14 protein-coding genes are annotated in these 16,109 nt (G+C 56.4%); 6 read left to right on the forward strand and 8 right to left on the reverse strand.

Features of this window, described 5'->3' with window-relative positions; all coding sequences use genetic code 11:
• Nucleotides 1-32 precede the first annotated feature (32 nt).
• On the reverse strand, nucleotides 33-1,313 hold the full coding sequence (hemL, locus tag FHN83_RS15795; RefSeq protein WP_139564352.1) for a glutamate-1-semialdehyde 2,1-aminomutase: 1,281 nt from the start codon (nucleotides 1,311-1,313) through the stop codon (nucleotides 33-35).
• 185 nt (nucleotides 1,314-1,498) lie between these two features.
• Between hemL and clcA the strand changes: the two genes are divergently transcribed.
• Both clcA and erpA read left to right on the forward strand, forming a co-directional pair.
• Nucleotides 1,499-2,875 (forward strand): H(+)/Cl(-) exchange transporter ClcA, encoded by a 1,377-nt coding sequence (clcA, locus tag FHN83_RS15800; protein WP_039030320.1) that lies wholly within the window; start codon nucleotides 1,499-1,501, stop codon nucleotides 2,873-2,875.
• 79 nt (nucleotides 2,876-2,954) lie between these two features.
• Nucleotides 2,955-3,299 (forward strand): iron-sulfur cluster insertion protein ErpA, encoded by a 345-nt coding sequence (erpA, locus tag FHN83_RS15805; protein WP_039030319.1) that lies wholly within the window; start codon nucleotides 2,955-2,957, stop codon nucleotides 3,297-3,299.
• A 94-nt stretch (nucleotides 3,300-3,393) separates the two neighbouring features.
• Here erpA and FHN83_RS15810 read toward each other — a convergent pair whose 3' ends face one another.
• From FHN83_RS15810 to mtnN, 3 genes are read right to left on the reverse strand one after another with little or no spacing between them, the layout of a single operon-like run.
• Entirely contained in the window at nucleotides 3,394-4,017 is a 624-nt protein-coding gene (locus FHN83_RS15810) for a TRIC cation channel family protein (RefSeq protein WP_138370463.1), read from the reverse strand.
• A 17-nt stretch (nucleotides 4,018-4,034) separates the two neighbouring features.
• Nucleotides 4,035-4,835 (reverse strand): vitamin B12 ABC transporter substrate-binding protein BtuF, encoded by an 801-nt coding sequence (gene btuF, locus FHN83_RS15815; protein WP_139564353.1) that lies wholly within the window; start codon nucleotides 4,833-4,835, stop codon nucleotides 4,035-4,037.
• Nucleotides 4,828-5,526 (reverse strand): 5'-methylthioadenosine/S-adenosylhomocysteine nucleosidase, encoded by a 699-nt coding sequence (mtnN, locus tag FHN83_RS15820; protein WP_039030316.1) that lies wholly within the window; start codon nucleotides 5,524-5,526, stop codon nucleotides 4,828-4,830. The genes btuF and mtnN overlap by 8 nt, the downstream gene beginning before the upstream one ends.
• Nucleotides 5,527-5,608: 82 nt before the next feature.
• Here mtnN and dgt point away from each other — a divergent pair, with 82 nt between their 5' ends.
• From dgt to cdaR, 3 genes are all read left to right on the forward strand, one after another.
• Entirely contained in the window at nucleotides 5,609-7,123 is a 1,515-nt protein-coding gene (gene dgt / locus FHN83_RS15825) for a dGTPase (protein WP_139564354.1), read from the forward strand.
• A 130-nt stretch (nucleotides 7,124-7,253) separates the two neighbouring features.
• On the forward strand, nucleotides 7,254-8,684 hold the full coding sequence (gene degP / locus FHN83_RS15830; protein ID WP_139564355.1) for a serine endoprotease DegP: 1,431 nt from the start codon (nucleotides 7,254-7,256) through the stop codon (nucleotides 8,682-8,684).
• A gap of 159 nt (nucleotides 8,685-8,843) precedes the next feature.
• Nucleotides 8,844-10,001 (forward strand): DNA-binding transcriptional regulator CdaR, encoded by a 1,158-nt coding sequence (cdaR, locus tag FHN83_RS15835; protein ID WP_039030313.1) that lies wholly within the window; start codon nucleotides 8,844-8,846, stop codon nucleotides 9,999-10,001.
• Nucleotides 10,002-10,139: 138 nt separating this feature from the next.
• Here the strand turns inward: cdaR and FHN83_RS15840 are convergent, their stop codons facing one another.
• From FHN83_RS15840 to map, 4 genes are all read right to left on the reverse strand, one after another.
• Entirely contained in the window at nucleotides 10,140-10,529 is a 390-nt protein-coding gene (locus tag FHN83_RS15840; RefSeq protein WP_032616607.1) for a DUF3461 family protein, read from the reverse strand.
• A 111-nt stretch (nucleotides 10,530-10,640) separates the two neighbouring features.
• Nucleotides 10,641-11,465 carry a 2,3,4,5-tetrahydropyridine-2,6-dicarboxylate N-succinyltransferase gene (gene dapD / locus FHN83_RS15845; protein ID WP_039030312.1) on the reverse strand — a complete coding sequence of 275 codons (825 nt, stop codon included), beginning with the start codon at nucleotides 11,463-11,465 and terminating at the stop codon, nucleotides 10,641-10,643.
• A 30-nt stretch (nucleotides 11,466-11,495) separates the two neighbouring features.
• A complete protein-coding gene (glnD, locus tag FHN83_RS15850; protein ID WP_139564356.1) occupies nucleotides 11,496-14,171 on the reverse strand; it encodes a bifunctional uridylyltransferase/uridylyl-removing protein GlnD in 2,676 nt (891 codons plus the stop codon).
• A gap of 62 nt (nucleotides 14,172-14,233) precedes the next feature.
• Nucleotides 14,234-15,028, reverse strand: a complete 795-nt coding sequence (gene map / locus FHN83_RS15855) for a type I methionyl aminopeptidase (protein ID WP_138370465.1) — start codon at nucleotides 15,026-15,028, stop codon at nucleotides 14,234-14,236.
• Nucleotides 15,029-15,349: 321 nt separating this feature from the next.
• On the opposite strand from map, the gene rpsB reads away from it, so the two are divergent.
• Nucleotides 15,350-16,075 carry a 30S ribosomal protein S2 gene (rpsB, locus tag FHN83_RS15860; RefSeq protein WP_032616611.1) on the forward strand — a complete coding sequence of 242 codons (726 nt, stop codon included), beginning with the start codon at nucleotides 15,350-15,352 and terminating at the stop codon, nucleotides 16,073-16,075.
• Nucleotides 16,076-16,109: the final 34 nt, after the last annotated feature.

The following is a 16,109-nucleotide window of genomic DNA, read 5'->3' on the forward strand; positions in this document are numbered from 1 at the left end:
TAAGGCGGAGCCGCCACCCGGCATATCACAACTCAAAGCTTCGCAAACACCCGACGCGCCGCGTCGATGGTGTTGTTGATATCCTCTTCGCTGTGCGCGACTGACATAAAGCCCGCCTCAAACGCCGACGGTGCCAGGTAAACGCCCTCGTCCAGCATCAGATGGAAGAAACGCTTGAAGCGTTCAACGTCGCACTGCACTACATCCTGATAGCAGGTTACGGTTTTGGCTTCGGTGAAGAAGATGCCGAACATGCCGCCGACGTGGTTCACCACCAGCGGAATACCCGTGTCTTCTGCCGCTTCCAGCAGGCCGTTTGCCAGCTGGGTGGTGCGGTCGGTAAGGGTGGTATGGATCCCCGGTTGCGCCACTTCGGTGAGACAGGCGAAACCGGCGGCCATGGCAATCGGGTTACCGGACAAGGTGCCTGCCTGGTAAACCGGACCGGTTGGGGCCAGCGCGTCCATCACCTCTCTGCGTCCGCCAAAGGCGCCCACCGGCATACCGCCGCCGATGATTTTGCCCAGACAGGTCAGATCAGGCACCACGTCGTAATAAGACTGGGCGCCCGCCAGTGCAACGCGGAAGCCGGTCATCACTTCGTCGATAATCAGCAGCGCGCCGAATTCGTCGCACAGCGCACGCAGGCCCTGCAGGAAGCCCGGCTGAGGTGGAATGCAGTTCATGTTGCCCGCTACCGGTTCAACGATGATGCAGGCGATCTCCTGCGGATACTGCTCAAAGGCGGCACGCACGGAGTCGAGATCGTTATAGGTACAGGTCAGGGTATGTTTGGCGAAGTCCGCCGGAACGCCCGGGGAGTTCGGCTGGCCGAGGGTCAGCGCGCCGGAACCCGCTTTCACCAGCAGGCAGTCGGCGTGGCCGTGGTAGCAGCCTTCGAATTTGATGATTTTGTCGCGGCCGGTAAAGCCGCGCGCCAGACGGATGGCGCTCATGGTCGCTTCGGTACCGGAGTTCACCATACGTACCATATCCATGGTCGGCACCAGTTCGGTCACCAGCTCCGCCATTTTAACTTCCATTTCGGTCGGCGCGCCGAAGCTCAAGCCGCGCTCCGCCGCTTCGATCACCGCATTACGGATAGCCGGGTGGTTATGCCCTAAAACCATCGGGCCCCATGAGCCGACATAGTCGATATAGGCTTTGCCATCCACGTCATACAGATATGCGCCATCGGCACGTTCGATAAACAGCGGTGTACCGCCCACGCCGGTAAAGGCACGGACCGGGGAGTTAACACCGCCAGGGATAAGCTCGCGGGCTGCACTGTAGAGGTTTTCAGACTTGCTCATGGCGTGGTTCCTGGCTCGTATAAAATGATTAAGCCCACTATTCTAAGTTATTCGTGGAAGGTTATGAAATTTTTGCCCCATTAATCCATTAATCCATTAACAATTGTTAAGTAATTTTCCAGAGACGGCCGGGCGGTCTCTGGTAAACTCCCTGCGGCGATTTGTATGACGAAAAATTACAGGCAATGAAAGCAGATTCTCCCTCATTTGAAGAACAACAGTTTGCGCGTGCGCAACACCGTATCAGCATCCGGCGGCTGCTCAACCGCGACAAGACACCGCTGGCGATTTTACTGGGCGCGGCGGTTGTTGGCACGCTGGCGGGGCTGGTGGGCGTCGCGTTCGAAAAGGCCGTCAATGGCGTCCTTAACTGGCGTATTGGCACCGTGGCGGGTTACGCCGATCGTGAATGGCTGGTGTGGATCCTGGCCTTTGGTTTATCAGCACTGTTCGCGATGGTGGGGTATTTTCTGGTGCGTAAATTCGCTCCGGAAGCGGGCGGCTCGGGGATCCCTGAGATAGAAGGGGCGCTCGAAGAGCTGCGCCCGGTCCGCTGGTGGCGCGTCCTTCCGGTTAAGTTTATCGGTGGGATGGGCACGCTGGGAGCGGGGATGGTACTCGGGCGCGAAGGACCGACCGTACAGCTGGGCGGCAATGTGGGCCGTATGGTCAGCGATCTGTTCAGGATGCGCAGCGCTGAAGCACGCCATACGCTGCTGGCAACCGGTGCCGCCGCGGGGCTTTCCGCCGCGTTCAACGCCCCGCTGGCGGGGATCCTGTTTATCATCGAAGAGATGCGCGCGCAGTTTCGCTATAACCTGATCTCGATTAAAGCGGTCTTTACCGGCGTGATTATGTCGAGCATTGTCTTTCGGTTATTCAATGGCGAAGGGGCGGTTATCGAGGTCGGTAAGTTAACCAACGCGCCGGTCAATACGCTGTGGCTCTATCTGATCCTCGGCATGATTTTTGGCATTGTCGGCCCGCTGTTTAATGCCCTTATTATTCGCGCGCAGGATATGTTCCAGCGGATCCACGGCGGTAACACCACCAGATGGGTGCTGGTGGGCGGCCTGCTGGGGGGCGTGTGCGGTGTGCTGGGCTTTATCGAACCCAACGCGGCAGGCGGTGGCTTTGGGCTGATCCCCATTGCAGCTGCGGGTAACTTCAGCATCGGCCTGCTGCTGTTTATGTTCATCTCCCGGGTCATCACCACCGTACTCTGCTTCTCCTCCGGCGCGCCCGGCGGCATTTTTGCCCCCATGCTGGCGTTGGGCACGTTGCTGGGCACGGCCTTTGGCATGGCTGCAGCCGCTGGTTTCCCGGCATATCATCTTGAGGCTGGCACCTTTGCCGTCGCCGGAATGGGGGCGCTGCTGGCGGCGTCGCTGCGCGCGCCGCTCACCGGGATCGTGCTGGTGCTGGAGATGACCGACAATTACCAGCTCATTTTGCCAATGATCATTACCTGCCTGGGGGCCACACTATTAGCCCAGTTCCTCGGCGGAAAACCGCTATACTCCACCATTCTTGCCCGTACCCTGGCGAAGCAGAATACTTGAATGAATTACCAGGGTATTAGATAATGACAACAAGAATTGGGTGATTTTTACCCACTAGCAGTATTCATGGGAGCATAAGATGAGTGATGACGTAGCGCTGCCGTTGCAGTTTACCGAAGCAGCAGCCAAAAAAGTAAAAGACCTGATTTCCGATGAAGACAACCCGGAGCTGAAACTGCGTGTGTACATTACCGGCGGCGGCTGCAGCGGCTTCCAGTATGGATTCACCTTTGACGATCAGGTTAACGATGGTGACATGACCATTGAGAAGCAGGGCGTCGCGCTGGTCGTTGACCCGATGAGCCTGCAGTATCTGGTGGGTGGCTCTGTTGATTACACCGAAGGTCTGGAAGGTTCGCGCTTTGTGGTAACCAACCCGAACGCGACAAGCACCTGCGGGTGTGGTTCTTCGTTCAGTATCTGATGGTATGGCCGGGTGCCCTCACCCCGGCCCTCTCCCACAGGGAGAGGGAGCAAACACTAAAAACGGGAACCTTGAGGTTCCCGTTTTGCTTTTATTACCGCCCGTTTTCGTCCAGCGCGAAGGTCGGTAGCTTCAGGTGCCAGCGGATTGCCGCCAGCCTGATTGCCAGCGTGACCGCCATTCCCAGCATCGCCGCCTGTTCCAGCGGAATATTAAAGGTGTACCACGCCGTTGCGTGGACGATCCCGCCCAGAATGCAGGCCGTGGCGTAGATTTCCGTTCGCAGGATCATCGGCACTTCGCGCGCCAGAATATCGCGGATAATCCCGCCGCCCACGCCGGTGACCACCCCCATACAGATCGCCACCATCGGGCCGGTTCCGGCCATAAACGCCTTGTTGACCCCAATCCCGACAAACACCGCGAGACCCACCGCATCCAGCACCGGCAGCAGCCATTTCGGCAGGCGGCGCGGCTGGCGGACCAGGATAATGGTTAACATGCAGGTGACCATCGCCACCACCAGGTCGGTGGGATCCTTGACCCAGAATACCGGGCCATGATCGAGGGCCATATCGCGGATGGTTCCCCCACCAACGGCGGTGACCACGCCCAACACCAGGACGCCAAACGGGTCCATGCGTAATTTACCGGCCAGCAGAACGCCGGAGATCGCAAAAACGGCTGTGCCAAGAATATCCAGCCAGTAAACGAGCATCGTAATCCTCGAGAAAATTAGTGGCTCTGCGACAGCGCAGAGCAGAGTTGTTTTGCGGCGAGGATAATACGCGGGCTCGCGCGCTCAAACCAGTCACTCTTAAGGGCAATTACCGGTATTTTTAACTGACTTTTCCAGTACTGCTCTATTTTAGGAATATCGCCTGCGGAACCGGCTACAACAATGGCCTGCGGCTGGCGCGCCAGAACCTGCTCGCGGCTAACCTGGGGCCAGGGCACCCGGCTGGCAGCAAAGATATTTTCTCCACCACAGAGTTCCAGTACCTGATGTTGCAAAGAGCCTTTGCTGGTAGTGAACAGGGGTTGCTGGCCAAACTGGATAAACACCCGCTTTTTTGGCAGTGTGCCGTAGGTGGCCTTCAGGGCGGCATACTCCGTCAGCATCTGCTGCGCGGCCTGTTGCGCTTTTTGTGGTTCAGGGCTCCAGGGGGCAAGATCGCGAAGAGCCTGCGCAACCTGCTCAATGCTGGTGGCATCGATCCACTGCACTTTTATCCCCAGCGAGGCCAACTGGTTTACCTGTCGTTCGGCATTGCCGCCGCGCCAGGCCAGCACCAGATCGGGCTTAAGCGCGACGATGCGTTCAACGTTCATGCCTTGCCAGGTGGCGACTTGTTCAATTTTAGCCGCTTCGGGGGGATAGTCGGAATAGCTGCTGACCCCGACGGGGACGATCCCAGCGGCAAACGCCAGCTCGGTATTGGCGGGGGAGAGGGTAATAACACGCGGCGCGGCCAGAAGCCACGCCGGTGTCAGCAGAAACAGCGCAACAAGCGCTCTGATGAGCGGCTTAGCCACGCGCCAGTTTCTGTACCAGCGTCTCAACCATCAGGCTGGACTGTTTGGCGGCAACCACGAGGAACTCGTCGAAGCTCAGGTGAGACTGCTGATCGGCCACGTCGGAGATGGCGCGAACCACCACGAAAGGCACGCTGAAGTTATGACAAACGTGAGCGATAGCGGTGGCTTCCATTTCCACGGCAATCGCCTGCGGGAAGTTGTGACGGATTTTCGCCAGGTTCACGGAGCCGTTAATAAACGCATCACCGCTGACAATCAGGCCACGTACGGCGTTGAGGTTCAGCTCGGCGATGCAGCTTTCTGCGGCGGCAACCAGTTTGTCATCCGCTTTAAAGCCTGCCGGGCAGCCCGGAAGCTGGCCGTACTCGTAACCAAAGGCGGTTACATCGGCATCGTGGTAGCGTGCTTCATCAGAAACCACGATGTCGCCCACTTTCAGGGTTGGCGCGAGACCGCCCGCAGAGCCGGTGTTAATGATCAGATCTGGCTTGCAGCGTTCCAGCAGCAGGGTAGCGCCCAGCGCGGCAGAAACTTTACCGATACCTGATTTCAGCAGAGCAACTTCAGTACCGTTCAGCGTGCCGGTGTAAATCTCACAGCCGCCCAGAGAGAGGGTCTGACGGTTCTCAATTTTGTCACGCAGCAGCGTAACTTCTTCTTCCATTGCTCCAATAATACCGATTTTCATAGATTTACTCGCGATGTGCCTTGTTAAGATGCATAGTCTATCATGCGGTTAAGGGGAAACGCATTCTCACGCGGGGGAGCACATGGCACCAATCGATTTTCGCACCAAAATTAACTGGCACCGTCGCTACCGCTCCCCACAGGGGAACAAGAGCGAACATGAGATCCTGCGGATCTTCGAAAGCGATCGCGGGCGTATCATTAACTCTCCGGCAATCCGTCGGTTGCAGCAAAAAACCCAGGTCTTTCCACTCGAACGCAACGCGGCCGTGCGCACCCGGCTCACCCACTCGCTGGAGGTGCAGCAGGTTGGCCGCTATATCGCAAAAGAGATTTTAAGCAGGCTCAAAGAGCAGCGCCTGCTGCAAACCTACGGACTGGACGAGCTGACGGGGCCGTTTGAAAGCATCGTTGAGATGGCGTGCCTGATGCACGACATCGGCAATCCGCCTTTTGGTCATTTTGGTGAAGCGGCGATCAATGACTGGTTCCGTCAGCGTCTTTATCCCGCCGATGCGGCCAGCCAGCCGCTGAGCGACGATCGTTGCCTGGTGCAGGATCTGCGGCTGCGCGAGGGCGAAGAGGCGCTGAACGTGCTGCGTCGCAAGGTGCGTCAGGATCTCTGTCATTTTGAGGGCAACGCGCAGGGGATCCGGCTGGTGCACTCCCTGATGCGCATGAACCTCACCTGGGCGCAGGTGGGGTGCATTCTGAAATATACCCGTCCCGCCTGGTGGCAGGGCGATCCCCCCGCGACGCACAATTATTTGATGAAAAAGCCGGGGTATTATTTCTCTGAAGAGAGCTATATCGAGCGCCTTCGTCAGGAACTCTTCCTGCCGCAGTATGGTCGTTTTCCATTAACCTGGATTATGGAAGCGGCGGATGATATCTCCTATTGCGTTGCCGATCTGGAAGATGCGGTCGAAAAAAGAATATTCAGCGTCGAGGGGCTTTATCAGCATCTTTATGATGCCTGGGGCAACCACGAAAAAGGGTCTTTATTTTCGCAGGTTGTCGAAAACGCCTGGGAGAAATCGCGCTCTAACACCCTGAGTCGGAGTACTGAAGATCAGTTCTTTATGTATTTACGCGTCAACACCCTGAATAAACTGGTGCCCTATGCGGCTGAGCGTTTTATAGACAATATCGAACAGATTTACCGCGGTGAATTTAATCATGCGCTGCTGGAAGACGACAGCGGATTCAGCCAACTTCTTGAACTGTATAAGAATGTCGCCATGCGGCATGTGTTCAGTCATCCGGATGTTGAGCAGCTGGAATTACAGGGCTATCGGGTAATAACCGGCCTGCTGGAGATCTACCGTCCGCTGCTGCAATTATCCGTGGACGACTTTAGCGAGCTGGTAGAAAAAGAACGGGTACGCCGTTTTCCGATTGAAACCCGGCTATTTCATAAACTTTCAACACGTCACCGGCTGGCGTATGTGGAATCGATCGGTAAATTAGACCGTCAGCAGACGGACTGGCCGGTGCTGGAGTTTTATTATCGCTGCCGCCTGATCCAGGACTATATCAGTGGAATGACGGACTTGTATGCATGGGATGAATACCGCAAGTTGATGGCGGTGGAATAAAGGTGAGTTTTGTAAAGACGGCCAATAAATTTTTACTTTTTCCAGAAACTTAATACCGGAACTAAGCGCAGCAAAACGAATCTGATATACACAGCAATTGTGCGTGACCTGTAAATCGAGATTAAGAAACATGAAAAAAACCACTTTAGCAATGAGTGCACTGGCTCTGAGTTTAGGATTAGCGTTGTCTCCTCTGTCTGCTAGCGCAGCGGAGACCGGATCGTCGGCAGCCACTGCGCAGCAGATGCCAAGCCTGGCGCCGATGCTGGAAAAAGTGATGCCATCGGTGGTCAGTATCAATGTCGAGGGCAGCACCACCGTCAACACGCCACGCATGCCACGTAACTTCCAGCAGTTCTTCGGCGACAACTCGCCGTTCTGCCAGGATGGTTCACCGTTCCAGAGCTCACCATTCTGTCAGGGCGGCGATGGCGGCGGCAACGGCGGCGGCCAGCAGCAGAAATTTATGGCGCTGGGTTCTGGCGTGATCATTGATGCGGCCAAAGGCTATGTTGTCACCAACAACCACGTGGTGGATAACGCCACCAGCATTAAGGTGCAGCTGAGCGACGGGCGTAAGCTCGACGCCAAAATGGTCGGGAAAGATCCTCGCTCTGATATTGCCCTGATTCAGATCCAGGATCCAAAAAAACTGACCGCGATTAAGCTCGCCGACTCTGACGCGCTGCGCGTGGGCGATTATACCGTGGCGATCGGTAACCCGTTCGGTCTGGGTGAGACGGTGACCTCCGGTATCGTTTCTGCCCTTGGTCGTAGCGGTCTGAATGCGGAAAACTACGAAAACTTTATCCAGACGGATGCGGCGATTAACCGTGGTAACTCCGGTGGCGCGCTGGTGAACCTCAACGGCGAGCTGATCGGGATTAACACCGCGATCCTCGCCCCTGACGGCGGCAACATCGGCATTGGCTTCGCCATCCCAAGCAACATGGTGAAAAACCTGACGGCGCAGATGGTCGAGTTTGGCCAGGTGAAACGCGGCGAGCTGGGAATTTTGGGTACCGAGCTGAACTCCGAGCTGGCGAAAGCCATGAAGGTTGATGCCCAGCGCGGTGCCTTTGTCAGCCAGGTGATGCCAAACTCCTCTGCGGCAAAAGCGGGGATCAAAGCCGGGGACGTGATCACCACCCTGAACGGCAAACCGGTGAGCAGCTTCGCGGCACTGCGTGCAGAAGTGGGCTCTATGCCGGTCGGCAGCAAAGTGAGCCTGGGTCTGCTGCGTGAAGGTAAACCGGTAACCGTAAATCTGGAACTGCAGCAGAGCAGCCAGAACCAGGTGGATGCCGGAACCATCTTCAGCGGTATCGAAGGTGCGGATATGAGCAACAAGGGCCAGGATAAAGGCGTGTCGGTGGACAACGTTAAAGCCAATAGCCCGGCTGCCCGTATCGGCCTGAAGAAAGGGGATGTGATTATCGGTGCTAACCAGCAGCCGGTTAAGAACATCGCTGAACTTCGCAAAATTCTCGACAGCAAACCGTCGGTGCTGGCGCTGAATATCCAGCGTGGCGACACCTCTCTCTATCTGCTGATGCAGTAACCTGTTCAGCCCCTGTTTCTGCCTGGAAACAGGGGCTTTTACTTTCCTTTCTGTGAACCCTTCCACAAGTCCATACTTCTCCCTGTGAGTTTGTGCATTCGCACAATGCGGCCCTGATTAATCTTCCTTATGCTTGAGCTCTGCTCAGAGGAGGGCGACATGGCTGGCTGGCATCTTGATACCAAAATGGCGCAGGATATCGTGGCACGAACGATGCGCATCATTGACACCAATATCAACGTGATGGACGCTCGCGGCCGGATCATTGGCAGCGGCGATCGCGAGCGTATTGGGGAATTGCACGAAGGTGCGCTGCTGGTGCTCTCCCAGGGGCGCGTGGTGGATATTGATGACGCGGTGGCGCGACATCTTCACGGCGTGCGCCAGGGGATCAACCTGCCGCTGCGTCTGGAGGGGGAAATCGTCGGGGTTATCGGCCTGACCGGTGAGCCGGAATCCCTGCGCAAATACGGCGAGCTGGTCTGTATGACCGCAGAGATGATGCTGGAGCAGTCCCGCCTGATGCACTTGCTGGCGCAGGACAGCCGCCTGCGTGAAGAGCTGGTGATGAACCTGATCCAGGCGGAAGAGCATACCCCGGCATTAACGGAGTGGGCGCAACGTCTGGGCATCGACCTCAACCAGCCCCGCGTGGTGGCGGTAATCGAGGTCGACAGCGGCCAGCTGGGCGTCGACAGCGCCATGGTGGAGTTGCAGCAGCTGCAGAACGCGCTGGCCACGCCGGAGCGTAATAACCTGGTGGCGATCGTCTCGTTAACCGAGATGGTGGTGCTGAAACCGGCGTTGAACCAGTTTGGCCGCTGGGATGCGGAAGATCATCGTCGGCGCGTGGAACAGCTGATTGCGCGGATGAAGGAGAACGGCCAGCTGCGTTTTCGCGTGGCGCTAGGCAACTACTTTACCGGCCCGGGGAGCATTGCCCGTTCGTGGCGTACGGCCCGCACGACCATGATGGTTGGCAAGCAGCGTATGCCGGAAAACCGCAGCTATTTTTACCAGGATTTGATGCTGCCGGTGCTGCTCGACAGCCTGCGCGGTGGCTGGCAGGCCAACGAACTGGCGCGCCCGCTGGTGCGGCTGAAGGCAATGGATAACAACGGCCTGCTGCGGCGCACGCTGCAGGCGTGGTTCCGTCATAACGTGCAGCCGCTGGCCACGTCGAAGGCGCTCTTTATCCACCGCAATACGCTGGAGTACCGCCTCAACCGCATTTCGGAGCTGACGGGGCTGGATCTGGGGAATTTTGACGACCGGCTGTTGCTGTATGTGGCGTTGCAGTTAGACGAGCAGCGGTGACGTTGTTTGCCGGGTGGCGGCTGCGCCTTACCCGGCCAAGGTAAAAGCAAAACGGCAACCCAAGGTTGCCGTTTTTAGTGTTTGCACCCTCTCCCGGTGGGAGAGGGCCGGGGTGAGGGCATCATGCCGCACCGGGAATTACTTATTACGGGTCAGCTTCTCAAGATCCGCTTCGATTTCCGTGATCTTGTGGGCAACCACGCTTTCCAGATGACGCAGGTCATCGAGGATCTTACGTTTCAGATCCACTTCAGTGCGATCGCGCTGGCAAATCTGATCCAGTTCATCAATCACATAGCGCAGATTCGGGCTGATCTCCTGCACCTCTTTGTAACCCTGACCGATGCCATCGGCAACGACAGTTTTACGCTGGCGCGGGTACTTAAACTTTACGCTCTTGGCGAAGAACTCACCCTTATCCTTGTGGAAATAGATTTTCAGGATATCGTTATTGGCTTCCTGACGGAGGCTGTAACGGTCAATTTCATCAGGATTAGTAATGCCCAGACTTTTCAGATTATCGTACATAGCGGTACCCTTGATCTCAACATAACCCATGAATAATTCACGAAAAAATCTATTTTCGCCACCCTCAGATATAAAAAAAGCGGGGTTGCCCCCGCTTTTTGTTATACCCGATTAATCGATGGTACGCAGCAGTTCGTTGATGCCCACTTTGCCGCGGGTTTTCGCATCGACTTTTTTGACGATTACCGCACAGTACAGGCTGTATTTGCCATCTTTTGATGGCAGGTTGCCGGAAACCACCACGGAACCCGCCGGTACGCGACCGTAATGCACTTCACCGGTTTCACGATCGTAAATACGGGTGCTCTGGCCGATGTAGACGCCCATGGAGATCACGGAGCCTTCTTCGACGATCACGCCTTCAACCACTTCGGAACGTGCGCCGATGAAGCAGTTGTCTTCGATGATGGTTGGGTTCGCCTGCAGCGGCTCAAGAACACCACCGATACCCACGCCGCCGGAGAGGTGGACGTTTTTGCCGATCTGCGCGCAGGAACCTACGGTCGCCCAGGTATCCACCATGGTACCTTCGTCAACGTAAGCACCGATGTTCACGTAAGATGGCATCAGCACGGTGTTACGGGCAATGAATGCACCCTGACGAACAGCTGCCGGTGGCACCACGCGGAAACCTTCTTTCTGGAAACGCGCTTCGTCGTAATCAGCGAATTTCATGGGTACTTTATCGAAGTAGCGGCTTTCCGCACCGTCGATAACCTGGTTATCGTTAATACGGAAAGAGAGCAGTACCGCTTTCTTCAGCCACTGATGAGTGACCCACTGACCGTCGATTTTTTCCGCTACACGCAGTGCGCCGGAATCAAGCAGAGAAATAACCTGATTTACCGCCTCACGGGTCACGGTGTCTACATTTGCCGGCGTAATGTCGGCGCGACGCTCAAAAGCGGACTCAATAACGTTCTGTAACTGCTGCATAGTTCAACTCTTTCCAGGTAAAAAAAAACATCACCCTTTATCGTTTGGATTGAGGGCTGCTGTCAACCGTTGTTGCACTTCCTGTTGCAGGGCATTATTAAGCCCACGACGGTCGGCGGTGGCGATTATAAATAAATCTTCTACTCGCTCGCCAATGGTTGTAATTCTGGCGCCGTGCAGCGAAATTCCCAGATCGGCAAAAACCTGCCCGACCCGGGCGAGGAGCCCAGGCTGGTCGAGCGCGATCAGCTCCAGGAACGATTTACGGTCGGTATGGGTCGGCAGGAAATTGACCTCGGTATCGACGGTAAAGTGGCGCAGTTTTGCCGGCTGTCGACGCGGCTGCGGTGGCTGCCAGCTGCGCTGGGTAATCGCCTGCTCTAGTCCGTAGCGAATGGGCTCGTGTCGGTCGGCCGACAGCGGGCTGCCGTCCGGCTCCAGTACAATAAAGGTATCCATCGCCATGCCGTCGCGGGTCGTGAAGATCTGCGCGTCGTGCACGCTAAGGTTACGTCTGTCGAGTTCAGCACACACCGCCGCGAAGAGGTAAGGGCGGTCGGGGCTCCAGATGAAAATCTCGGTTCCACCACGGGTCGCCTGCGGGCTCAGCAGGATCAGCGGCTTCGTCAGATCGTGCTGCAGCAGATGGCGCGCGTGCCAGGCCAGCTGGTTTGGACTGTGACGGACAAAATAGTTGGCGCGACAGCGGGCCCAAATCAGATGCAGCGCCTCCTCTTTGATATTTTCCATCCGCAACAGCGCCAGAGCCTGCATCTGGTGATGGCGCACGCGCTCACGCATGTCCGGCGTGCTCTGCATTCCGCGACGCAGCTGTTTTTCGGTAGCGAAATAGAGCTCGCGCAGCAGGCTCTGCTTCCAGCTGTTCCACAGCGTTTCGTTGGTGGCGCAGATGTCGGCTACCGTCAGGCAGACCAGGAAACGCAGGCGGTTCTCCGTCTGCACCGCTTCGGCGAACTGCTTGATCACTTCCGGATCCTGAATATCACGACGCTGGGCGGTCACGGACATCAGCAGATGGTGACGAACCAGCCAGGCCACCAGCTGCGTTTCACGTGAATTAAGCCCGTGTAGCTCGGCGAATTTCAGGACGTCTTCCGCGCCGAGGACCGAATGGTCGCCGCCGCGCCCTTTGGCGATGTCGTGGAACAGGGCGGCAATCAGGATCAGCTCCGGGTTGGTCAGGCGAGGCCAGAGCTCAACGCAGAGCGGGTGGCGGCTGCGCACCTCCTCCTGAGCAAAACTTTCCAGCTTCAGCATCACGCGGATGGTGTGTTCATCAACGGTATAGGCATGGAAAAGGTCAAACTGCATCTGACCGACAATATGCGACCACTGCGGCATATAGGCCCAGAGCACGCTGTGACGGTGCATCGGCAGCAGCCCGCGTCTTACCGCGCCCGGATGACGCAGCATGCTCAGAAACAGCGAGCGCGCCTCGGGGATGTAGCACAGCGGCTGAGTAAGATGGCGGCGGGCGTGGCGCAGATGACGCAGGGTGGTGGAGTAGATCCCGGTAATGGAGCTGTTACGCACCATGGCGTAGAACATCCGCAGGATCGCTTCCGGTTTGCGGATAAACAGCGTCTCGTCGCGCAGGTCGATCAGCGCGCCGCGCAGCTGGAATTCATCATCAATCGGGCGCGGTTTTTCATCGGCGGTCAGGGCGAGGATGGCCTCATCAAACAGCTGCAACAGCATCTGGTTCAGCTCGCCCACGCGGCGGGTGACGCGGAAGAAATCCTTCATCATCTGCTCAACCGGTTCGTTGCCTTCACCGCTGTAGTGCAGGCGCTGGGCGACGCTTAACTGACGGTCAAACAGCAGGCGGTTGTCGTAGCGGGTCACTTCCAGATGCAACGCAAAACGGATGCGCCACAGCAGATGCAGACACTCATTCAGCTCGGTGCGCTCCGCTTCGGTGAGAAAACCAAAGCCGACCATCTCATCCAGCGAGGTGGCGCCGAAATGGCGGCGGGCCACCCACTGCAGGGTATGGATATCGCGCAGGCCGCCCGGGCTGCTTTTTATGTCGGGCTCCAGGTTGTAGCTGGTGCCGTGGTAGCGCTGGTGGCGCACCTGCTGTTCATCGACCTTCGCGGCGAAGAACTTCTCCGACGGCCAGAAGCCGTCGCTGAAGATGTGCTTTTGTAGCTCGAGGAAGAGCGCGACGTCGCCGATCAGCAGGCGTGATTCAATCAGGTTAGTGGCGACGGTGAGATCGGACAGCCCCTCCAGCAGACACTCTTCCAGGGTGCGTACGCTGTGGCCGACCTCCAGCTTGACGTCCCACAGCAGGGTCAGCAGTTCGCCGATTTTTTGCGCCTGTTCATCAGGCAGCTTTTTGCGACTCAGGATCAGCAGATCGATATCCGACAGCGGGTGCAGTTCGCCACGGCCATAGCCGCCGACGGCCACCAGCGCCACGTCGCCTAACTGACCAAAACCGTAATCAATCCATAAACGCTGCAGAAGCTGGTCAATAAATTCCGTGCGGGCTTCAATCAGCGCTTCGGCGGAGATCCCGCTGTCAAAGGCGTCACCCAGCCAGCGCTGAAAAATGTCGATATGCGCTTTGATGCCCGCGCAGGTCAGCTCGGCCGTGGGCCAGACGCCGGGGTTATCCGGCTGGCCAGGCAGGGTGGGGAGTGCCGTATTGGCATACTGTTCGGGTAAAAGGTTACTCATTGCGCGCCACCCATAAGAAAAAACGATAGCCATTAAAAAAGCCGGCATTTGCCGGCTTCTTATCATGCGTCTTGCGAGAGTATCGCCGGGATGGTGTCATCCTTGCGTAACGTCAGAATTTCGCAGCCGTTGTCTGTCACCACAATAGTATGCTCGTACTGGGCAGACAAGCTCCGGTCTTTGGTTTTCACCGTCCAGCCGTCTTTCATGGTACGGATGCGGTAATCACCTGAGTTGACCATCGGCTCGATGGTAAAGGTCATGCCCGCCTGCAGCACCACGCCGCCGTCATCGGCATCATAGTGCAGAACCTGTGGCTCTTCGTGGAAGACACGGCCAATGCCGTGACCGCAGTATTCGCGCACCACAGAGAAGCCCTGGGCTTCAACGAATTTCTGGATAGCCGCACCAAGGGTACGCAGGCGAATGCCGGGTTTAACCATCTTCAGCGCCAGGTAGAGGCTCTCCTGGGTCACTTTGCACAGACGCTCACCCAGAATGGTCGGTTTACCGACGATGAACATCTTAGAGGTGTCACCGTGGTATTCATCTTTAATGACGGTGACGTCGATGTTTACGATATCGCCATCTTTCAGCAGTTTTTCGTCATCCGGAATGCCGTGGCAGACCACTTCATTAATAGAGATGCAAACGGATTTCGGGAAGCCGTGATAGCCGAGGCAGGCGGAAACCGCATGTTGCTCGTTCACGATATAGTCGTTACAGATACGATCCAGCTCGCCGGTGCTGACGCCAGGCTTAACGAATGGCTCGATCATTTCCAGCACTTCAGCGGCCAGACGACCGGCGACGCGCATCTTTTCAATTTCTTCAGGTGTCTTAATAGAGATAGCCATGTAATCTGTCCATCAGTGTCGTTTTTTTCGACAATACTAGTCTAAGTGTTGTCAATGGTATCAGTCTGGCGCACATGCTGCCAAATTGAGATTCCTTTACCGCACACACGGCCAACAATTGTTGGTTTCGGGTAGCGTTTTGTGGTATAAAGCGCGCCGGACTTCCGATCCATTTCAGATACACAGGATGGACGGGAGCGACAAATCTCACTTTGTGTAACAACACACACGTATCGGCACATATTCCGGGGTGCCCTTTGGGGTCGGTAATATGGGATACGTGGAGGCATAACCCCAACTTTTAAATAGAGGTTTTAAAACATGGCAACTGTTTCCATGCGCGACATGCTCAAGGCTGGTGTTCACTTCGGTCACCAGACCCGTTACTGGAACCCGAAAATGAAGCCTTTCATCTTCGGCGCACGTAACAAAGTTCACATCATCAACCTTGAGAAAACTGTACCAATGTTCAACGAAGCCCTGGCTGAGCTGAACAAGATCTCTTCCCGTAAAGGTAAGATTCTGTTCGTTGGTACTAAGCGCGCTGCAAGCGAAGCTGTGAAAGAAGCTGCTAACAGCTGCGACCAGTTCTTCGTGAACCATCGCTGGCTGGGCGGTATGCTGACTAACTGGAAAACCGTTCGTCAGTCTATCAAGCGCCTGAAAGATCTGGAAACCCAGTCTCAGGACGGTACTTTCGAAAAGCTGACCAAAAAAGAAGCGCTGATGCGCACTCGTGAGCTGGACAAGCTGGAAAACAGCCTGGGCGGTATCAAAGATATGGGCGGCCTGCCAGACGCGCTGTTCGTAATCGATGCTGACCACGAGCACATCGCAATCAAAGAAGCTAACAACCTGGGTATCCCAGTATTCGCAATCGTTGATACCAACTCCGATCCGGACGGTGTTGACTTCGTTATCCCGGGTAACGACGATGCAATCCGTGCTGTTAGCCTGTACCTGAGCGCTGTAGCTGCTACCGTTCGTGAAGGCCGTTCCCAGGATCTGGCTTCTCAGGCGGAAGAAAGCTTCGTAGAAGCTGAATAATAAGGTTCTACCCCTTATTAGTACCGTGTATGAA

This window comes from Leclercia adecarboxylata, from assembly GCF_006171285.1.
In the GTDB taxonomy this organism is placed as follows: domain Bacteria; phylum Pseudomonadota; class Gammaproteobacteria; order Enterobacterales; family Enterobacteriaceae; genus Enterobacter; species Enterobacter barmai.